Source organism: Cellulosimicrobium arenosum (assembly GCF_014837295.1).
Taxonomy (GTDB): Bacteria; Actinomycetota; Actinomycetes; order Actinomycetales; family Cellulomonadaceae; genus Cellulosimicrobium; species Cellulosimicrobium arenosum.
This window is the reverse complement of sequence record NZ_JACYHB010000009.1, coordinates 1-15,653: the sequence shown is the minus strand read 5'-3', so window position 1 is coordinate 15,653 and position 15,653 is coordinate 1. Positions and strand designations below refer to the sequence as shown.

Genomic DNA, 15,653 nt, shown 5'->3' with positions numbered 1-15,653 from the left:
GCGAGGCCGGGCGGGGGGTCGGTCAGAGGCGGGGGTCCACTCGTTCCGACTCCAGCGCGAGGACGGCGAACACCGCCTCGTGCACGCGCCACAGCGGCTCGCCCCGGGTGACGCGGTCCAACGACTCGAGGCCGAGCGCGTACTCCCGTAGTGCCAGGGAGCGCTTGCGCCCGAGCGACCGCTCCCGCAGCCGCTCCAGGTTGTGCTCCTGCGTGTACTCCGGTCCGTAGATGATGCGCAGGTACTCCCGCCCCCGGACCTTGAGACCGGGCTGGACCAGCCCGCCGCCCGTCGTCCCGCCGCCGCCGCGCCGCACGAGGTTCTCGAGCGGCTTGACGACCATGCCCTCTCCCCCGGCAGCCGTCAGCTCCTCCCACCAGGCGGTGCCCGCGGCGCGGGACGCGTCGTCGGACAGGTCGACGACGACGCGCCGGGTCGTGCGGAACAGCTCCGGGTCCGCCGCGACGAGGGCGTCTGCGACGTCGAGGTGCCACAGGTGGTCGCGGTCGCCGTACGTCGTCCCGGCCGAGCCCGGTCCGACGGCGGCTCCCTGCCCACCCCCCGGCCGGGCGGTCCCGCTCGCGAGAACCTGGAACGGCGCGACCTGCACGCCGCGCAACGGGTCGCCGATCGCCCCCTCGCCGGACACGTCGTCGGGGGTCGCGCCCCCCGTGTCCCAGCGGTACCGACGGTAGGACTCGACGAACAGTTCCGCGTCCGTGGCCCGCTCGGCGGTACGACGCCGCAGCTCCCCCACGTCGATCCCGCGCGCCTGCGCCGCGGCGAGGGCGTCGAGCGCGGCGGGCATGACGGCGCGCGCCGCCGCACCGACGCTCGCGTACTGGTCGCGCAGGAGCTGGTCCGCCTTGAGCGACCACGGGAGGATCTCGGCGTCGAGCAGGACCCAGCCCGCGCCGAGCGCGTCCCACGTCCCGGCCGCCTCCAGGGCCGCGGCGGCGCGCGCGAGGAGCAGGGCAGTCGTCGGCTCGTCGAGGAAGGACCGGCCGGTCCGTGTGTGCACGGCCCCGGGGGCCTCGATCCCGAACCGCTCCGCGACGATCCGCGACACCGACCGTCCGCGACCTGCACCACCGGACCCGTCCGCACCATCTCCACCGCCGGAGTCCCGCGCGACCAGCAGCACCGCGCGTGAGCCCATGTGCTTCTCCTCGCACACCACGTGCCCGACGCCGTCGCGCGCGTACGCGGCGAACGCGGCGTCGGGGTGCTCGAGCAGACCCGGCAGCGTGGAGGTGGCGACGGGGCTCATGGTCGGCGGCAGGTGCAGCAGGAGCCGCGGGTCGACGGCGAACCGGCTCATGACCTCGAGCGCGCCCGCGGCGTTCTCCTCGCCGATCGACACCCGCCCGTGCGTCGCGGTCTCGACGACGCGGCGCCCCAGGACGTCGGTCACGTCGAGCAGGTCGGGCTCGCGCGCGCCGCCGACCCCGCGGGGGGAACCGGCGCCGGGTCCGGGCCCCGCGTCGTCGGGCAGGAAGGGCCGGGCCGGCTCGTAGTGCACGCGGGCGGCCGGGACCTCGACGAGCTCCTTCTCGGGGTAGCGCAGCGCGGAGAGCTTGCCGCCGAACACGCAGCCCGTGTCGAGGCACATCGTGTTGTTGACCCACCGCGCCTCGGGCGTCGGAGTGTGGCCGTAGAGCACCGTCGCGCGGCCGCGGTAGTCGTCCGCCCACGGGTAGCGCACGGGCAGGCCGAACTCGTCGGTCTCTCCGGTCGTGTCGCCGTAGAGCGCGAAGCTGCGCACGCGCCCCGACGCCCGGCCCTGGTAGGACTCCTTGAGCCCGGCGTGCGCGACGACGAGCGCGCCGCCGTCGAGCACGAGATGGGAGACGAGGTCGCGGCAGAACGACTCGACGTCGCGCCGGAACTCCTCGGGCTCGTCCGCGAGCTGGGCGAGCGTCGTCTCGAGCCCGTGCGAGACCGTGACGTCCCGGCCGGCGAGCGCACGCACGAGCTTGTGCTCGTGGTTGCCCGGGACGGCGAGCGCGTGCCCGGCACGGACCATGCCCATCGCGAGGCGCAGCACGCCCGGCGAGTCGGGGCCGCGGTCGACGAGGTCGCCGAGGAGGATCGCGCGCCGACCCTCGGGGTGGGCGGCGTCGACGGGCCGGCCCGCGTCGTCGCGCACGACGACGTACCCGAGGCGGTCCAGCAGGGTGACGAGCTCGTCGAGGCAGCCGTGCACGTCGCCGATGGCGTCGAACGGGCCCGTCTCGTCGCGGCGGTCCGTGAGCAGGGGCGTGCGCACGATCCGTGCGGCGGCGACCTCGTCCTCGCCGCGCAGCACGTGGACCGTCCGGAACCCCTCGCGCTGCAGCGACTTCAGGGACGACCGCAGCGCGGCGTGCTGCCGCTTGACGACGTGCGCGCCGAAGTCCCGGTCGAGGCGCGCCACGTTGCGCTCGATCGCGACCTGCGCCGGCACGTCGAGCACGATGGCGACGGGCAGGACGTCGTGGGACCGGGCGAGCGCGACGAGGCTCTTGCGGGCCTCGCGCTGCACGTTCGTCGCGTCGACGACGGTCAGGAGGTTGGCCGCGAGGCGCTGCGCGACGATCGTGTGGAGCACCTCGAACGCGGCCTTCGTGGCGGACTGGTCGTTCTCGTCGTTGGACACGAGGCCGCGGCACACGTCGGACGACACGGTCTCGTACGGACCGAACCGCTCGAGCGCGAACGTCGACTTCCCCGACCCGGACACCCCGACGAGCACGACGAGGCTGGACGCCGGCACCCTGAGCTCGCTCATGCCGCACCCCCCGACGACCTGTCAGCACCTCGTGAGTCTCTGGGCCCACCGAGCGCTGACAGCTCGGTGAAGACGGCCATCTGGGTGGGCGGGCCGGTGTCCACCGGGCCGACGTCGCGGTACGCCACTCCGTATCCGTACCGCTCCCCTACCGCGTCCGCCCAGGCGCGGAACTGCGCGCGCGTCCACTCGAACCGGTGGTCCGGGTGGCGCATCCCGCCCTGCGGCCCCTCGTGCAGCGCCGGGTAGTGCACGTTGTACTCGGCGTTCGGGGTCGTCACGGCGACGGTCCGCGGGCGCGCGTGGCCCAGCACGGCACGCTCGAGCGCGTCGAGCCGTGACGGGTCGACGTGCTCGACGACCTCCATGAGCACCGCGGCGTCGAACCCCGCCAGCCGGTCGTCGGTGTAGGTGAGGGACGACTGCACGAGTCGCACGCGCTCGCGCTCGGCGTCGCTCGCGTCGTGCAGGCGCAGGCGGGCGGCGGCACGCTCGAGCTCGCGCGCCGACACGTCGGTCCCGAGGATCCGCGTGAACGTCCGGTCCGCGGCGAGCCTGCGCAGCAGCGCTCCCTCGCCGCAGCCGAGGTCGACGACGGTCCGGGCACCGGCGTCGTGCAGCGCGGCGAGCACCGCGTCGGCACGCTGCCGGGCGAGCGGCGGCGGCCCGGCGTCGGCGGGCCCGGCCCCGCTCTCCGGTCCGGTCCCGTCCGGGGCCGCGAGGCCGGGACCCGCGGCAGCGGAGCCGACGTCGGCGGCCGTGTCGTCGGGCTCTGCGAGGCGAGAGACGGCGTCGTCGACGTAACGCCGCTGGTGGGCGAGATACCGGCGCGCGATCTCCTCGCGCGCGGGATGGCCGGCGAGCCAGCCCTCGCCCGCGCGCACGAGCTTGTCGACCTCGTCCGTCGACACCCAGTAGTGCTTCGCGTCGTCGAGCACGGGCAGCAGGACGTAGAGCTGCGTCAGCGCGTCCGCGAGCCGTGACCTCCCGCGCAGCCGCAGGTCGACGGAGCGCGACGCGCCCCACGCGGGCACCGTCGGGTCGAGCGGCTCGGCCGCGGCGTCGACCGTCCAGCCCAGCGGCTCGAACAACCGGCGCACGAGGTCGACCCCGCCCCGGCACGGCAGCGACGGGACGTGGACCTCGAGCGGTATCGCGACGTCGACGAGCCCCGGGCGCGCGTCGCACCTGCCTGCCGTCGCGGTCGAGAACACCTTGCCCAGCGCGACCGCGACCATCGACGACGCCGCGTACGGCCGGTCGTTGACGTACTGCGCGAGCGCGAAGCCACCACCGCCACCGCCGAACCGCTTGTCCCGCACGATCCCCACCGGGTCGACCTCGAGCAGCAGCGCGACCGTGCACCGCTCCGACGTCGCCTCGGGGTAGAAGACGTGCGCGCGACCGACCGGCAGCTCGAACACCTGGGCCCGCCCGGGGTGCTTGTGCAGGAGGAACCCGAGATCCGTCGCATCGTCGAGACCGGCGTCGGGTGCCGCCGTGGCGGTCAGGGTGACGAGCATGGCCGCCATGCTGCCACCTGGCGCCATCGACCGGCACCGAATTCGCCCACCCCGCACGTCCCGACCTCTCGACGCGCTGTGCCGTGAGGTCTACCGTCGAGGGACGGGCGTCGTCGACCTCGGCACGCCCGGCCAACGCAGGGACGGAGTCTCGGCACGATGACGGCCGACGAGCAGTCGACACCCGTCCCGGAGCGCCTGCCACCACCCGTGGACGCGTTCGCGACGCGGCTGTTCGACGCGGCGCTCGGGGCGTTCGACGTGCTGGCGGTCCACGTCGGCGACCGGCTCGGCTGGTACCGCGCGCTCGCCGACGGCGGTCCGCTGACGTCGACCGCGCTCGCCGAGGCCACCGGCACGCACGAGCGGTACGCGCGCGAGTGGCTCGAGCAGCAGGCGGCGACCGGGATCCTCGTCGCCCAGGACTCCGGCGCGGCACCCGCGCTGGACGCCGACCCGCAGGACGTCGCGCGCGAGCGTCTCTACGCGCTGCCCGCCGCGCACGCGGAGGTCCTCACCGACGCGTCGTCGCTCGCGTACACGGCTCCGCTCGCCCGGATGATCGCCGCGGTCGGGCCGCAGCTCCCGCACCTGCTCGACGCGTACCGGACGGGCGGCGGGGTGTCGTGGGACCAGCTGGGCGACGACGCGCGCCAGGCCCAGGCCGACATCAACCGGCCATGGTTCGAGCACGAGCTCGGGCCGACGCTGCGGCGCCTGCCGGCGGCCGAGAGCGCGCTGTCGCGTCCCGGGGCGAGGGCCCTCGACGTCGGGTGCGGGTTCGGGTGGTCGACGCTCGCGATCGCACGTGCGTTCCCGGACGCCGTCGTGCAGGGCGTCGACCTGGACGGCCCGTCGGTCGAGGCGGCGCGAGCAGCCGCGGCAGCGGCGGGACTCGCCGACCGCGTGACGTTCCACCACGGCGACGCGTCCGAGCTGGACGCGACCGACCCGTTCGACGCGGCGTTCGCGTTCGAGTGCGTCCACGACATGCCCCGGCCCGTCGCGGTGCTCGACGCGGTGCGGCGCTCCGTGCGGCCGCGCGGTCTCGTCGTCGTCATGGACGAGGCCGTGGGTGAGGAGTTCACGGCACCCGCCGACGACGTGGACCGGGTGATGTACGGCTACAGCCTATTCGTGTGCCTGCCCGACGGGCTCTCGTCGCAGCCGTCGGTCGGCACGGGGACGGTCCTTCGACCCGCGACGCTGCGGCGCTACGCGCTCGACGCGGGGTTCTCGGGCCTGGAGGTCCTCCCGGTCGAGGACTTCTCGTTCTTCCGGTTCTACCGGCTCGTCCTCTGACGCGTCGGCCGCGATGCCTCGGGCGTGCCGTCCGACATCGGCCAGCGCGCCTCGTCGCCGACTCGGATCGTCCCGGAGGTCAGCAGCCGGCACACCACACCGCCGCGGCCGTGCATCGAGCGCATCGCTCCGGGCGCGATCCAGTCGTCGAGCAGCCGGCACGGTGCGGCGATCCGGAGCACCTGCAGCTCGACGTCGCCGATGGTCAGGAACGAGCCCGGCCTCGTGGGCAGGTCGCCGTGCGTGAGGGTCACGTTGCGACGGGTCAGTCCGGGATCGATGTCCGAGCCCAGCTCGGCGGACGCGGCGGCCAGGTCGGTGAGCGTCTGCACGGTCACGTGCCGGTGCTTCGACCCGTGGTACCTGTCTCCCACGAGCCCGCGCCCGGCCTCCGCCTCGACCTCGGGGACGGTCCGGGTGGGCAGGCGGCGCGCCTTGGCGACGTGGATCGCGTGCACGCGGGGTGGATCGAGCTGCGGGCTGGTCGACGGGTCGCTCGCCGGGGCCGTCGGTGGTTCGGTCACGGCACCAGCCTCGCACCGTCCCGCCCTGGCGGGCGAGCCCGCCCGGTGTACCGTCGGCAACCATGACCGACGTCCGCAGCCGCACCCACGCCCAGGCCGTCGACGCCGCGATCGAGCTCTTCACCCGGCAGGGGTACGAGCAGACCACGGTCGAGGAGATCGCCGACGCCGCCCAGGTCAGCCGCGCCACGTTCTTCCGGCGCTTCCGCTCCAAGGAGGACGTGGTCTTCGCCGACCACGAGCTCCTGCTCGACCAGGTGGTCGTCATGCTCGCGGCCACCCGCCCCGTGCCCGACGCCGCGGGGAACCTCGTGGCCGACCTGTCCGTCGACCCGTACGTCGAGGTGTGCCGGACGGCGCGGCTCGTGTTCGACCACCACGTGGGCCAGCGCGAGACGTCGCTCGCGCGCCACGACCTGCTGCAGCAGGTCCCGGCGCTGCGCGACCGAGAGCTGGTCACCACGCACCGCTACGAGCGCGCGTTCACGGCCTACCTGCGCGACGCCCTCCCTCCGGACCAGCGCCGGTCCACGGCCTCGATCGCGTTCGCCGCGTCCGTCGTCGCCGTCCACAACGCGCTCCTGCGTCGCTGGCTGCGAGCGCCCGACCAGGACCTGCGCCCACAGCTCGAGGAGGCGTTCGCAGACCTGCGCCGCGCCGCGACGTCGGGCCGTGCCGCCGCGCCCGCCGGGCCCGCACGCCAGGTGCCCGACGACGCCCGCGCCGTCGGGCCGGGCACGACCCCCCGCGTGGTGGTGACCGTGGTGGACCCGGGCACGACCGCGGACGACGTCGCGGACGCCGTCGCCCGCGCGGTCCGCGACGCCCTGTCCTGACCCACGACCTGTCGGCCCCCGGTGACCCCAGAGCCGTACGGAGGGCTGACAGCTCGGGGAATGGGTCGGTAGCATCTGCCGTTGCAGTGCAGTACGCACGAACGTGCTCCGGGGTCGGTGCAATTCCGAGCCGGCGGTGACAGTCCGCGACCCGCGCCCTACGCGCGGTTGACCTGGTGGAACTCCGGGACCGACGGTGACAGTCCGGATGGGAGAAGCACGTGCGGCGTGGCCGTGCCCGTCGACAGCCGACGGCGACCGGTCGCGGCCGTCCTCACGCCCCCGGAGCCGTCGTGCCCGGGAGGACGAGGACATCCGATGGATCCGATTCACGCGCTGTTCGACGCGCAGCTGACGATCGGCGACCAGCACCTGCTGTGGCGGGAGATCGTCGGCAACGGGTTCGGCCTGGCGTCGGCGCTGGGCGGCATGCGGCGCAAGGTGTGGGCGTGGCCCGTGGGCATCGTCGGCAACCTGCTGCTGCTCACGGTGTTCCTCGGCGCGGTGTTCGCGACGCCCAACCCGGTGAACCTGCTCGGTCAGGCGGGACGGCAGGTCATGTTCGTGATCGTGTCGGTCTACGGCTGGGTCCAGTGGCGCGGGACCCAGCGGAAGCTCGGCGACGCGGACGCGGACAGCCACGGCGTCGCCGTCGTGCCCCACTGGGCCACGTGGCGTCAGCGCGCGTTCCTCGTCGGCGCGCTGGTCGGGGGAACGCTCGTCCTGACGCCCATCTTCCGTGCCCTCGAGTCGTACGAGCCCGTGTGGGCGGACGCGTGGATCTTCATGGGCTCGCTGCTAGCGACGTACGGCATGGCGAAGGGCTGGGTCGAGTTCTGGCTGGTCTGGGTGGCGGTCGACGTCGTCGGCGTCCCGCTCCTGGTCGACGCGGGGTTCTACGCGTCGGCGTTCATGTATGTGTTCTACGGCGCGTTCACGCTCGTCGGGTTCTTCGTGTGGTGGCGGGTCAGGCGGCAGGCCACGGCGGCGGAGGTCGCCGCCGGCACGCAGGCCTAGGCACCTCCCGGCGCGCGTCCGCGGCGCCGGCCCGTGGTCAGGCGCCCCACCGGGGTTCGTAGTCGGGGTGGTCGGCGTAGGGCGTCGCGAGCGCCCTGAGGATGCGGTCACCGACGAACTCGACGCCGCTCTCGGTGCGTGAGTCCGACTCGCGTTCGAGATCGACGGTCATGTCGTACCCCGTGGCCTCGTAGGCCAGCGTGACGATGCGTCGCTTCGCCGCGCACTCCGCCCGGACGCGTGCCGGTGACCAGAAGGTTCCCGCCGACCCGACCGGCGAGTCCGCCGCTGCCTCGTCGTCGGCGATCCGCGCGAGCAGGAACTGGGTCAGCGTCATGGGTTCATCATCGCCCACGGTGCCCGTGGCGCCGGGCGCGACGATCGAGCCGGTGTCGGGCGAGGCTTCGATACTAGGTCTCACATTGACTGAGACGCGGTATCGCGCGACCATGGAGGGAACCACCGTCGACGCCGGCCCCGCAACGGTCGGCGCGACCGTCGTCCTGGCCGGCCGACGACCGCACGCCGAGGGAGCACCGATGCCCGCAACGCCGATCACGCCCGGGGTCACCGAGCCCGGCTACGACCTCACCACACCGCTCGACATCGACTACGCCGGTGCGTTCGCGGACGCGACCGACGCCGACCGCGCGCACCAGCAGCTCGTGCGCCAGTTCGTCCAGGACGAGGTCCTGCCCGTCATCGACGACTACTGGGAGCGCGCCGAGGTCCCGCTCGACCTGGTCGAGCGACTGGGCGACCTCGACCTCCTGCGCGACGGCGTCGACGTCGAGGGCCGTCCGCGCGTGAGCCTCATGGCCGCGGGACTCGCCGCGATGGAGATGTCTCGCGGCGACGGCTCGGTCGCGACGATCTGCGGCGTGCAGGGCGGGCTCGCGCTGCGGTCCATCCAGATGCTCGGCTCGGACGCCCAGCGCGCCCGGTACGCCGAGCCGATGGCCCGCGGCGAGATCATCGGGGCCTTCGCCCTCACCGAGCCGACGCACGGCTCCGACTCGGTCTCGCTCGAGACGACCGCGGTCGCGACGACTCGTGGCGGGGTTGACGGCTACGTGCTGAACGGCGAGAAGAAGTGGATCGGCAACGGGTCGTCGGGCGACATCACCGTGGTGTGGGCCCGGCTCGTGGGTGAAGATGCCGACGGACAGGTGCACGGGTTCGTCGTCCCGCAGGACACCCCCGGCTACACGGGCACGACCATCACCGGCAAGTTCTCGCTGCGCGCGATCTGGCAGGCGCACGTCGTGCTCGACGACGTGTTCGTCCCCGCCGACGCCGCGCTCCCCGGCGCACGGTCGTTCAAGGACACGTCGCGCGTGCTGTTCGCGACGCGGCTCGGGGTGGCGTGGGCCGCCGTCGGGCACGCGGTCGCGTGCTACGAGACCGCGGTCGCCTACGCGACGCAGCGCGTGCAGTTCGGCCGCCCGCTCGCGGCGAACCAGATGATCCAGGAGCGCCTGACCCGGATGCTCTCGACGCTCACCCAGCTGCAGCTCCTCGTCGCGAAGATGACGCGCCGGGACGAGGCGGGGGAGCTCACCGGCCCGCAGGCGTCGCTCGCCAAGTACACGTGCACCCGCGGGGCACGCGAGATCGCCGCGAGCGCCAGGGACCTGCTCGGCGGCAACGGCATCCTGCTGCAGAACCGGGTGGCGCGGCACTTCGCCGACGTCGAGGCCCTGCACACCTACGAGGGCACCGAGTCCGTGCAGGCGCTCATCGTCGGCCGCGACATCACGGGTGTCTCCGCCTTCGCCTGACCCACCCCACCCTGCTCCCCGGCGCCGCTCCCCTCCTCGCGGCGCCGGGGCCACCTCTCCCGAACGGAGCGCGACGATGACGCAGTCCCCGGTGGCCGACGGCGGCCTCCCCACCGAGATCACCCCCGAGGACGAGGTCACGCCCGTCCTGCTGCACGGCGCTCGCACGCCCTTCACCCGCTTCCGCGGCGCGCTCGCGTCGCTGTCCGCGACCGACCTCGGCGCGCACGCGATCCGCGGCGCGCTGACCGCCGCGGGCGTCTCGGCCGAGCAGGTCGACACCGTGATCGTCGGCCAGGTCATCCAGGCCGGCGGCAAGCAGGGCCCGGCCCGTCAGTCCTCGATCCAGGCCGGCATCGGTTGGGACGTGCCGACGGTGACGGTCAACAAGCTGTGCCTGTCCGGGCTCACCGCGATCATCGACGCCGCGCGCCTGGTCCGCACGGGCGAGGCGAGCGTCGTCGTCGCAGGCGGCCAGGAGTCCATGACGAACGCCCCGCACCTGCTGCTCGGCTCCCGCGCGGGCCACGCGTTCGGAGACGTCACGATGGCCGACTCGATCACGTACGACGGACTCGACGACCCGTTCACCGGCGAGGTCATGGGCGAGCTCACCGACCGCGGGTGCGCGACCCGCGGGATCGCACGGCCCGAGCAGGACGCGTTCGCGCTCCGCTCGCACCAGTGCGCGGCGGCCGCGCGCGACGCCGGCCGCCTCGGCGAGGAGATCGCGCCCGTGAGCGTCCCGCAGCGCAAGGGCGACCCGGTCGTCGTCGAGCACGACGAGGGTGTCCGCGCGGACACGAGCCTCGAAGCGCTGGAGCGCCTGCGGCCCGCGTTCGTCGCGGACGGCACCATCACGGCCGGGTCGAGCTCGCCGCTGTCCGACGGCGCGGCGGCGGTCGTCGTCGCGAGCCGTGCCTTCGCGAAGCGCAACGGACTGACGTGGCTCGCCGAGATCGGTGCGGCCGGGCAGGTCGCCGGCCCGGACAGCTCGCTGCACTCGCAGCCCTCGCGGGCGATCGAGGCCGCGCTGGAGCGCGAGGGGCTCGCGGCGTCGGACCTCGACCTCGTCGAGATCAACGAGGCGTTCGCCGCCGTGGCGCTGCAGTCGATCGCGGACCTCGGCATCGACGCGGACGTCGTGAACGCCGACGGCGGGGCGATCGCCCTCGGGCACCCCGTCGGCGCGTCCGGCGCGCGCCTCGCCCTGCACCTCGCGCTCGCGCTGCGGCGCCGGGGCGGCGGCGTCGGCGCCGCGGCCCTGTGCGGCGGCGGCGGCCAGGGCGACGCGCTCGTCCTGCGCGCCGGCTGACCGTCCGAGAGTGTTGCGCGCGCGAGCCGAACAGCCCTGGTGCACGATGATGCATCAGGGCTGGCGCGTTTCACCGGTCGCCGTGTGACGCAGATCGCTTCACAGGTTGGTCAGATCGCGTCACAGATCGGGCCGTGCACGGTCTCTAGTCCTGGAACGTCCACGACGAGAGAGCCGACATGACCACCATGACCCATCACCTGACCGACTCCCGCGCCGACTCGCGCCGCGCCCGCACGGCCGGGCCCGTGCGCCGCGCCACCGACCGCGCCCGCCGCTCGCACCTGTCCGCCGGCGCCGTCGTCGTGCTCGGTCTGCTCGGCGGCTTCCTGGCCGCTCCCTACCTGCTGGGCTGACCGTCCGCTCGTCGTCCGAGCTCGGCCTCCAGCCGGTCGAGGAGCTCCACCTGGCCCGACACCACCACGCCACGGGCACGGGCGAGCGGGAACCACCCGGCCCGGTCGATCTCGGGGAACTCCTGCATCCGCCCCGAGCGCGGCGGCCACTCGAGCGCGAACGTGTTGCTCACCACCGCGCCGACGTCGAGATCCCCCTCCCGGGCCCATGCCGTGACGAGCTTGCCCGCCCGCTGGCGCACCGTCCCGAGCTCGAGGTCCGGGCCCGCCCCGGACGGCGCCGGCACCCCGAGCTCCTCCGCAAACTCGCGCAGCGCGGCCGCGTGCGCCTCCTCCCCCGGATCGAGCTCGCCCTTGGGGATGGTCCAGGCGCCCGCCTCCTTGCGCGCCCACAGCGGACCGCCCATGTGCCCGAGCAGCACCTCGACCACGCCGTCCGCGACGCGGTAGAGCACGAGTCCCGCTGACTGCTTCATCCCCCCTTCCTACACAGCCCGCGCCGGACCGGCTCGTCGACGAGTGACACGAGGGGCGCGGCGACAGGTCATGCGCAGAGGCCGACCGGGTCCCACGAGCCCCACGGGGTCGACCCGGGCAGCTCGCCCCGCGTCCACCACTGCGCCGTGTAGTTCACGCCCGCACGGGTGACCGTCTGACCTCCGGTGTAGACCGCCTCTCGCGACCATTCGGACGCGCAGGGCTGGACCTCGACGTCGGGCGCCGTGCCGCACGGGCCGATCTGCTGCCAGGCGCTGCTGGAGCCCGGCACCTGGTTGCGGGTCCACCACTGGGCCGCGTACTCGGTGCCCCCGTGCGAGACGACGTCGCCGCCCGTGTAGACGCCCGAGCCGTACCAGGGGACCGCACACTCGGCCGCGACGCCGGGGCCCGGGGTGGCGGCGCGCAGCGTCGAGCCCAGCGCGTCGCCGAGCTCGTTGCGGTGGTCACCGGACAGGTCCCACCACATGGCGCCGCCGTAGCCCTGCGTGGCGACGAACTCCGCCTTGGCCGTGACCGACGTCGGGTCGTCGTAGGACCACCACTCGTCGCCGTCGTACAGCCAGGACGCGCCGAGCTCCGGGTCGAAGAAGGACTCGCCGTCGAGCGCCTGCAGCTCCGCGTAGGTCTTGGTGCCCACGTAGCCCTGCGCGGGCTGCCACGCCTGCGACCCGTCCTCGACGCCGAACCAGCCGTGCCCGTACGCGGCGAGGCCGGCGTTGATCTGGCTCGGGTCCGCACCCGCATCCACGTACATCCCGAGCGCTCCGTCGAGACCGAGACCCCAGTTGTTGTCGCCGTCGGGGTGCAGGTTGCCCTGGTGGCCCGTCTGGTTCGGCACCCAGCCGCCGTGGAAGTCGTAGCCCTGGACGTTGAGGAAGTCGACGACGTCGAACAGGCGCGGGTCGAGCCAGCCGCCCTCGCCGGCGTTCCAGCCACCCGCCGGAGCGAAGGCCGTCAGCAGGTAGTCCTCGCCCGTCGCCGCCCCGGCCGCGTCGAGCGCGCTGCGGAACTCCTCCATGAGCAGGAGGAAGTTCTCCTTGTCCTCGGGCCGCGCGTTCGCGGTCTCGCCGCCGGTGACCGGCCACTCCCAGTCGATGTCGATGCCGTCGAAGATCCCTGCCGCGGCCCCCGGGCCACCTCTGCCCCCGACCTCGGGCAGGTTTCCGTCGATGTACAGGTCGATGCACGAGTCGACGAGCGCGGTCCGGCCTTCGGGCGTCGACGCGGCCTCGGAGAAGTGGTCGGACCAGGTCCACCCGCCGAGGGAGACGAGGACCTTCGTGCCCGGGCTGACGTCCTTGAGCTCGCGGAGCTGGTTGAAGTTCCCCGCGAGCGCCTGGCCCGGGACGTCGGCCGTGCCGTCGACGGAGTCGGCCGCGGAGACCTCGGCGAGGTAGTCGTTCTCGGGGTCGCCCTCGCCGGGCACGTCCGCGATGTCGCACACGAGGTCCGCGGTGACGTTCCCGAACGCGTAGTTGATGTGGGTCAGGTCCTCGATCGCGCCGGTGCGCACGAGGTCGGCGATCTGGAAGTCGCGCGTGACGCGCGAGTCGGCCATGACGTAGCCGACGCTGCGGTACCCGTTGAGGTCCGCGGCGCCGTGGGGGGGGTCCGCCGGTGCGGCCACGGCGGGGGCTGCGAGTGCGCCGAGCAGGAGCGCGGTGGACGCCGTGGCGCCGACGGCGCCAGCGAGCCGACGCCGCGCGCCGGGTGCGGTGCTGGGAGGAACCGGGCGGGTGGGAGATCGATCAGACATGAAGGCCTCGTCGCTCTTCGGCCCGGACGTCGCCGGGGTTTGTTCGGTCTCCTTCACATTATCGCTGGCGCGACCTTTAGACCAGAGTCCGAACGAAACCATCGTGTCTCGTTCGCGTGTCCTTCGGGTTACACCTCTCCCGGCGTCCCGCCGTCGTGCGGGCCACCGCGCCAGCACGTAGGTTCCCCAGGTGCCCCTCGCCCCGCGGATCCGCGACGTGGCGCGCACGTGTGCCGCGTGGGACGAGCGCGCCGTGCGCGCCGCGGTCACGTGCACGCGCGAGCGTCCGTCGCTCCGGCACGCGGCCGTCGCGTGGGACGTCGCGTTCACCGCCCGTCGCGTCGACCTGGTCGTGCTCCCCGCGGTCGCCCTCGCGGCCGCCCGCCTCTCGCGCTCGGGAATGCCTTCGCCGAAGACCTCCGCACGTGCCGTCGGCACCGTCCTCCTCGGCTGGGCGGCCCAGGCGGGCGCCAAGGCGGCCTGGCGGCGCCCGCGGCCCGACGTCGTCGCGCTCGTCCCCACGCCCGGCTCGAGCACGCCGTCCGGGCATGTCACGAACCTCACCGTGGTCGCGGTCGTCGTGCACGGTCTCGTGGCGGGCAGCGCGCTCTCGCCGACCGCCCGCCGGACTGTCGCCGCCGTGCTCGCGCTCGTCGTCGTGCTCACCGCGCTGGACCGCGTCGCCGTCGGGGCGCACCGCCCGAGCGACGTCGTCCTCGGTACGGTGCTCGGCGTCGCCGTCGGCGCTGCCTGCGCCCGACTGAGGGCGTGAGCCAGCCTTCACATGAGATCGAAGAACCGCTCGAAGAACGCGGTGAGCTTCTCGATGACCGTCTGCTTCTTGGCGCCGTGACCCGAGTTCTTCGCGAACCGCGACACCGGCGGCAGGATCGTGGTGACGGCCGTGCCGGTGGTCCGGACCTGCCCGTCGCGGAACGCCGCGGAGATGAAGTCGCGCGTCTGGTCGGGCTTGAGGTTCTCCTCGGTGATGATCCGCTCGAGCTCGGCCTCGCGCTTGGCCGCGACGTAGGTGCGCCACTCGTCGGCCACGCTCTCGTCGATGGAGAGGCGGTCGACGAACTCCTCGATGAGATCCTTCTTGTTGCGCAGGGACGGGCTGGAGTCGACGGCGCGGTCGATCGTCGCCTTGATCTCCTTGTCCTCACCGTCACCCTTCGCCGCCCGGAAGCGCTCGACGAGCATGAGGATGTAGTCGACGTTGATCTCGACCTGCTTGATCAGCTCGATCTCGAACACCACGTCGTCGTTGATCAACTCCCGCTCGGCCGTGTCGGCGCGATGGAAGGACTGGTAGAAGTCCAGATAGAGGGACTGGTAGTCCTGCAGGTCCCGGTCCGTGAGGATCTGGTTGCCGCTGAAGTCGTCGAACGACAGCAGGATGTTGCGCAGGCGTAGCAGCGCCCCGAAGACGGCGATGAAGTCCTTCTGCGCCTGCTCCCCCGCGATCTGCGCACCGAGCGGGAACCGCTCACGCAGCTCGGTGACCTTCTCCGCGTACTCGTCGAAGTACTCCCCGTACGGCTTGAGCAGCACGATCCCCGCGGCATCCGGGTTGCCGAAGAGCGCGATCGCGTCGTTGGTCTGCTCCTCGAGGTCCCGGAAGGAGACGATGTTGCCGTAGGTCTTGACCGAGTTGAGGATCCGGTTGGTCCGCGAATACGCCTGGATCAGACCGTGCGCCCGCAGATTCTTGTCCACCCACAGGGTGTTCATCGTGGTGGCGTCGAACCCGGTGAGGAACATGTTGACGACGATGACCAGGTCGAGCTCGCGGTTCTTCATCCGCAGCGACAGGTCCTTGTAGTAGTTCTGGAAGCTGTCCGAGGGTCTGCCCCCGGTCTGGTTGACACTCGGGGTGTGCGGTAGTCAGGCCGCGTCTGCGGTCCGGTAGATCATCTCAAACTCGACCGGGGTGAGTCTGCCGAGGCCGCGCTGACGGCGTCGACGGTTG

General features: G+C 73.3%; 14 protein-coding genes, 1 pseudogene and 1 riboswitch. Of the genes and pseudogenes, 7 read left to right on the top strand and 8 right to left on the bottom strand.

Translation table 11 applies throughout. From position 1 onward, the window contains the following. Positions 1-22 precede the first annotated feature (22 nt). Together IF651_RS11565 and IF651_RS11560 are read right to left on the bottom strand one after the other, a co-directional pair. Positions 23-2,770, bottom strand: coding sequence for a polynucleotide kinase-phosphatase (locus IF651_RS11565; RefSeq protein WP_191829286.1), 2,748 nt, complete (start codon positions 2,768-2,770; stop codon positions 23-25). Then, entirely contained in the window at positions 2,767-4,293 is a 1,527-nt protein-coding gene (locus tag IF651_RS11560; protein WP_191829285.1) for a 3' terminal RNA ribose 2'-O-methyltransferase Hen1, read from the bottom strand. Before IF651_RS11560 ends, IF651_RS11565 begins: the two co-directional genes overlap by 4 nt. A gap of 159 nt (positions 4,294-4,452) precedes the next feature. Here IF651_RS11560 and IF651_RS11555 point away from each other — a divergent pair, with 159 nt between their 5' ends. After that, complete coding sequence (locus IF651_RS11555) at positions 4,453-5,595, top strand: class I SAM-dependent methyltransferase (RefSeq protein ID WP_191829284.1); 1,143 nt, start codon at positions 4,453-4,455, stop codon at positions 5,593-5,595. Here IF651_RS11555 and IF651_RS11550 read toward each other — a convergent pair. Continuing rightward, a complete protein-coding gene (locus tag IF651_RS11550) occupies positions 5,577-6,119 on the bottom strand; it encodes an MOSC domain-containing protein (protein WP_191829283.1) in 543 nt (180 codons plus the stop codon). The two genes, IF651_RS11555 and IF651_RS11550, sit on opposite strands and share 19 nt — an antisense overlap. Before the next feature lie 62 nt (positions 6,120-6,181). On the opposite strand from IF651_RS11550, the gene IF651_RS11545 reads away from it, so the two are divergent. Both IF651_RS11545 and pnuC read left to right on the top strand, forming a co-directional pair. Then, complete coding sequence (locus tag IF651_RS11545) at positions 6,182-6,955, top strand: TetR/AcrR family transcriptional regulator (RefSeq protein WP_191829282.1); 774 nt, start codon at positions 6,182-6,184, stop codon at positions 6,953-6,955. Positions 6,956-7,055: 100 nt separating this feature from the next. Next, a riboswitch (FMN riboswitch) is annotated at positions 7,056-7,179 on the top strand. 94 nt (positions 7,180-7,273) lie between these two features. Beyond that, positions 7,274-7,972, top strand: coding sequence for a nicotinamide riboside transporter PnuC (gene pnuC, locus IF651_RS11540; RefSeq protein WP_191829281.1), 699 nt, complete (start codon positions 7,274-7,276; stop codon positions 7,970-7,972). A gap of 37 nt (positions 7,973-8,009) precedes the next feature. On the opposite strand, the gene IF651_RS11535 is transcribed toward pnuC, so the two are convergent. After that, positions 8,010-8,423 carry a DUF6221 family protein gene (locus IF651_RS11535; RefSeq protein ID WP_191829280.1) on the bottom strand — a complete coding sequence of 138 codons (414 nt, stop codon included), beginning with the start codon at positions 8,421-8,423 and terminating at the stop codon, positions 8,010-8,012. 88 nt (positions 8,424-8,511) lie between these two features. Here IF651_RS11535 and IF651_RS11530 point away from each other — a divergent pair, with 88 nt between their 5' ends. The 3 genes from IF651_RS11530 to IF651_RS11520 all read left to right on the top strand — a co-directional run bounded on the left by IF651_RS11530 (position 8,512) and on the right by IF651_RS11520 (position 11,424). Beyond that, entirely contained in the window at positions 8,512-9,753 is a 1,242-nt protein-coding gene (locus IF651_RS11530) for an acyl-CoA dehydrogenase family protein (RefSeq protein WP_191829391.1), read from the top strand. Positions 9,754-9,829: 76 nt separating this feature from the next. Next, positions 9,830-11,068 (top strand): acetyl-CoA C-acyltransferase, encoded by a 1,239-nt coding sequence (locus tag IF651_RS11525; RefSeq protein WP_191829279.1) that lies wholly within the window; start codon positions 9,830-9,832, stop codon positions 11,066-11,068. A gap of 179 nt (positions 11,069-11,247) precedes the next feature. Continuing rightward, on the top strand, positions 11,248-11,424 hold the full coding sequence (locus tag IF651_RS11520; protein ID WP_191829278.1) for a hypothetical protein: 177 nt from the start codon (positions 11,248-11,250) through the stop codon (positions 11,422-11,424). On the opposite strand, the gene IF651_RS11515 is transcribed toward IF651_RS11520, so the two are convergent. After that, positions 11,409-11,900 (bottom strand): NUDIX hydrolase, encoded by a 492-nt coding sequence (locus tag IF651_RS11515; RefSeq protein ID WP_191829277.1) that lies wholly within the window; start codon positions 11,898-11,900, stop codon positions 11,409-11,411. The genes IF651_RS11520 and IF651_RS11515 overlap by 16 nt on opposite strands. Positions 11,901-11,968: 68 nt before the next feature. Further along, positions 11,969-13,681: a glycosyl hydrolase family 18 protein gene (locus IF651_RS11510; protein ID WP_191829276.1), complete on the bottom strand. Its 1,713-nt coding sequence runs from the start codon at positions 13,679-13,681 to the stop codon at positions 11,969-11,971. Between the two features lie 190 nt (positions 13,682-13,871). Here IF651_RS11510 and IF651_RS18245 point away from each other — a divergent pair, with 190 nt between their 5' ends. After that, positions 13,872-14,453, top strand: coding sequence for a phosphatase PAP2 family protein (locus IF651_RS18245; RefSeq protein ID WP_191829275.1), 582 nt, complete (start codon positions 13,872-13,874; stop codon positions 14,451-14,453). Positions 14,454-14,461: 8 nt separating this feature from the next. Here the strand turns inward: IF651_RS18245 and IF651_RS11500 are convergent, their stop codons facing one another. After that, entirely contained in the window at positions 14,462-15,235 is a 774-nt protein-coding gene (locus IF651_RS11500) for a type I restriction endonuclease subunit R, EcoR124 family (protein ID WP_422110480.1), read from the bottom strand. A gap of 72 nt (positions 15,236-15,307) precedes the next feature. Continuing rightward, a pseudogene (locus IF651_RS18360) lies at positions 15,308-15,511 on the bottom strand (type I restriction enzyme subunit R domain-containing protein); the annotation flags it as partial. Positions 15,512-15,653: the final 142 nt, after the last annotated feature.

Excerpts from the sequence above, each read along its gene's own strand:
- IF651_RS11565 (WP_191829286.1), bottom strand. The coding sequence starts at position 2,770 with ATGAGCGAGCTCAGGGTGCCGGCGTCCAGCCTCGTCGTGCTCGTCGGG.
- IF651_RS11560 (WP_191829285.1), bottom strand. The coding sequence starts at position 4,293 with ATGCTCGTCACCCTGACCGCCACGGCGGCACCCGACGCCGGTCTCGAC.
- IF651_RS11555 (WP_191829284.1), top strand. The coding sequence starts at position 4,453 with ATGACGGCCGACGAGCAGTCGACACCCGTCCCGGAGCGCCTGCCACCA.
- IF651_RS11545 (WP_191829282.1), top strand. The coding sequence starts at position 6,182 with ATGACCGACGTCCGCAGCCGCACCCACGCCCAGGCCGTCGACGCCGCG.
- pnuC (WP_191829281.1), top strand. The coding sequence starts at position 7,274 with ATGGATCCGATTCACGCGCTGTTCGACGCGCAGCTGACGATCGGCGAC.
- IF651_RS11535 (WP_191829280.1), bottom strand. The coding sequence starts at position 8,423 with ATGGTCGCGCGATACCGCGTCTCAGTCAATGTGAGACCTAGTATCGAA.
- IF651_RS11530 (WP_191829391.1), top strand. The coding sequence starts at position 8,512 with ATGCCCGCAACGCCGATCACGCCCGGGGTCACCGAGCCCGGCTACGAC.
- IF651_RS11525 (WP_191829279.1), top strand. The coding sequence starts at position 9,830 with ATGACGCAGTCCCCGGTGGCCGACGGCGGCCTCCCCACCGAGATCACC.
- IF651_RS11520 (WP_191829278.1), top strand. The coding sequence starts at position 11,248 with ATGACCACCATGACCCATCACCTGACCGACTCCCGCGCCGACTCGCGC.
- IF651_RS11515 (WP_191829277.1), bottom strand. The coding sequence starts at position 11,900 with ATGAAGCAGTCAGCGGGACTCGTGCTCTACCGCGTCGCGGACGGCGTG.
- IF651_RS11510 (WP_191829276.1), bottom strand. The coding sequence starts at position 13,681 with ATGTCTGATCGATCTCCCACCCGCCCGGTTCCTCCCAGCACCGCACCC.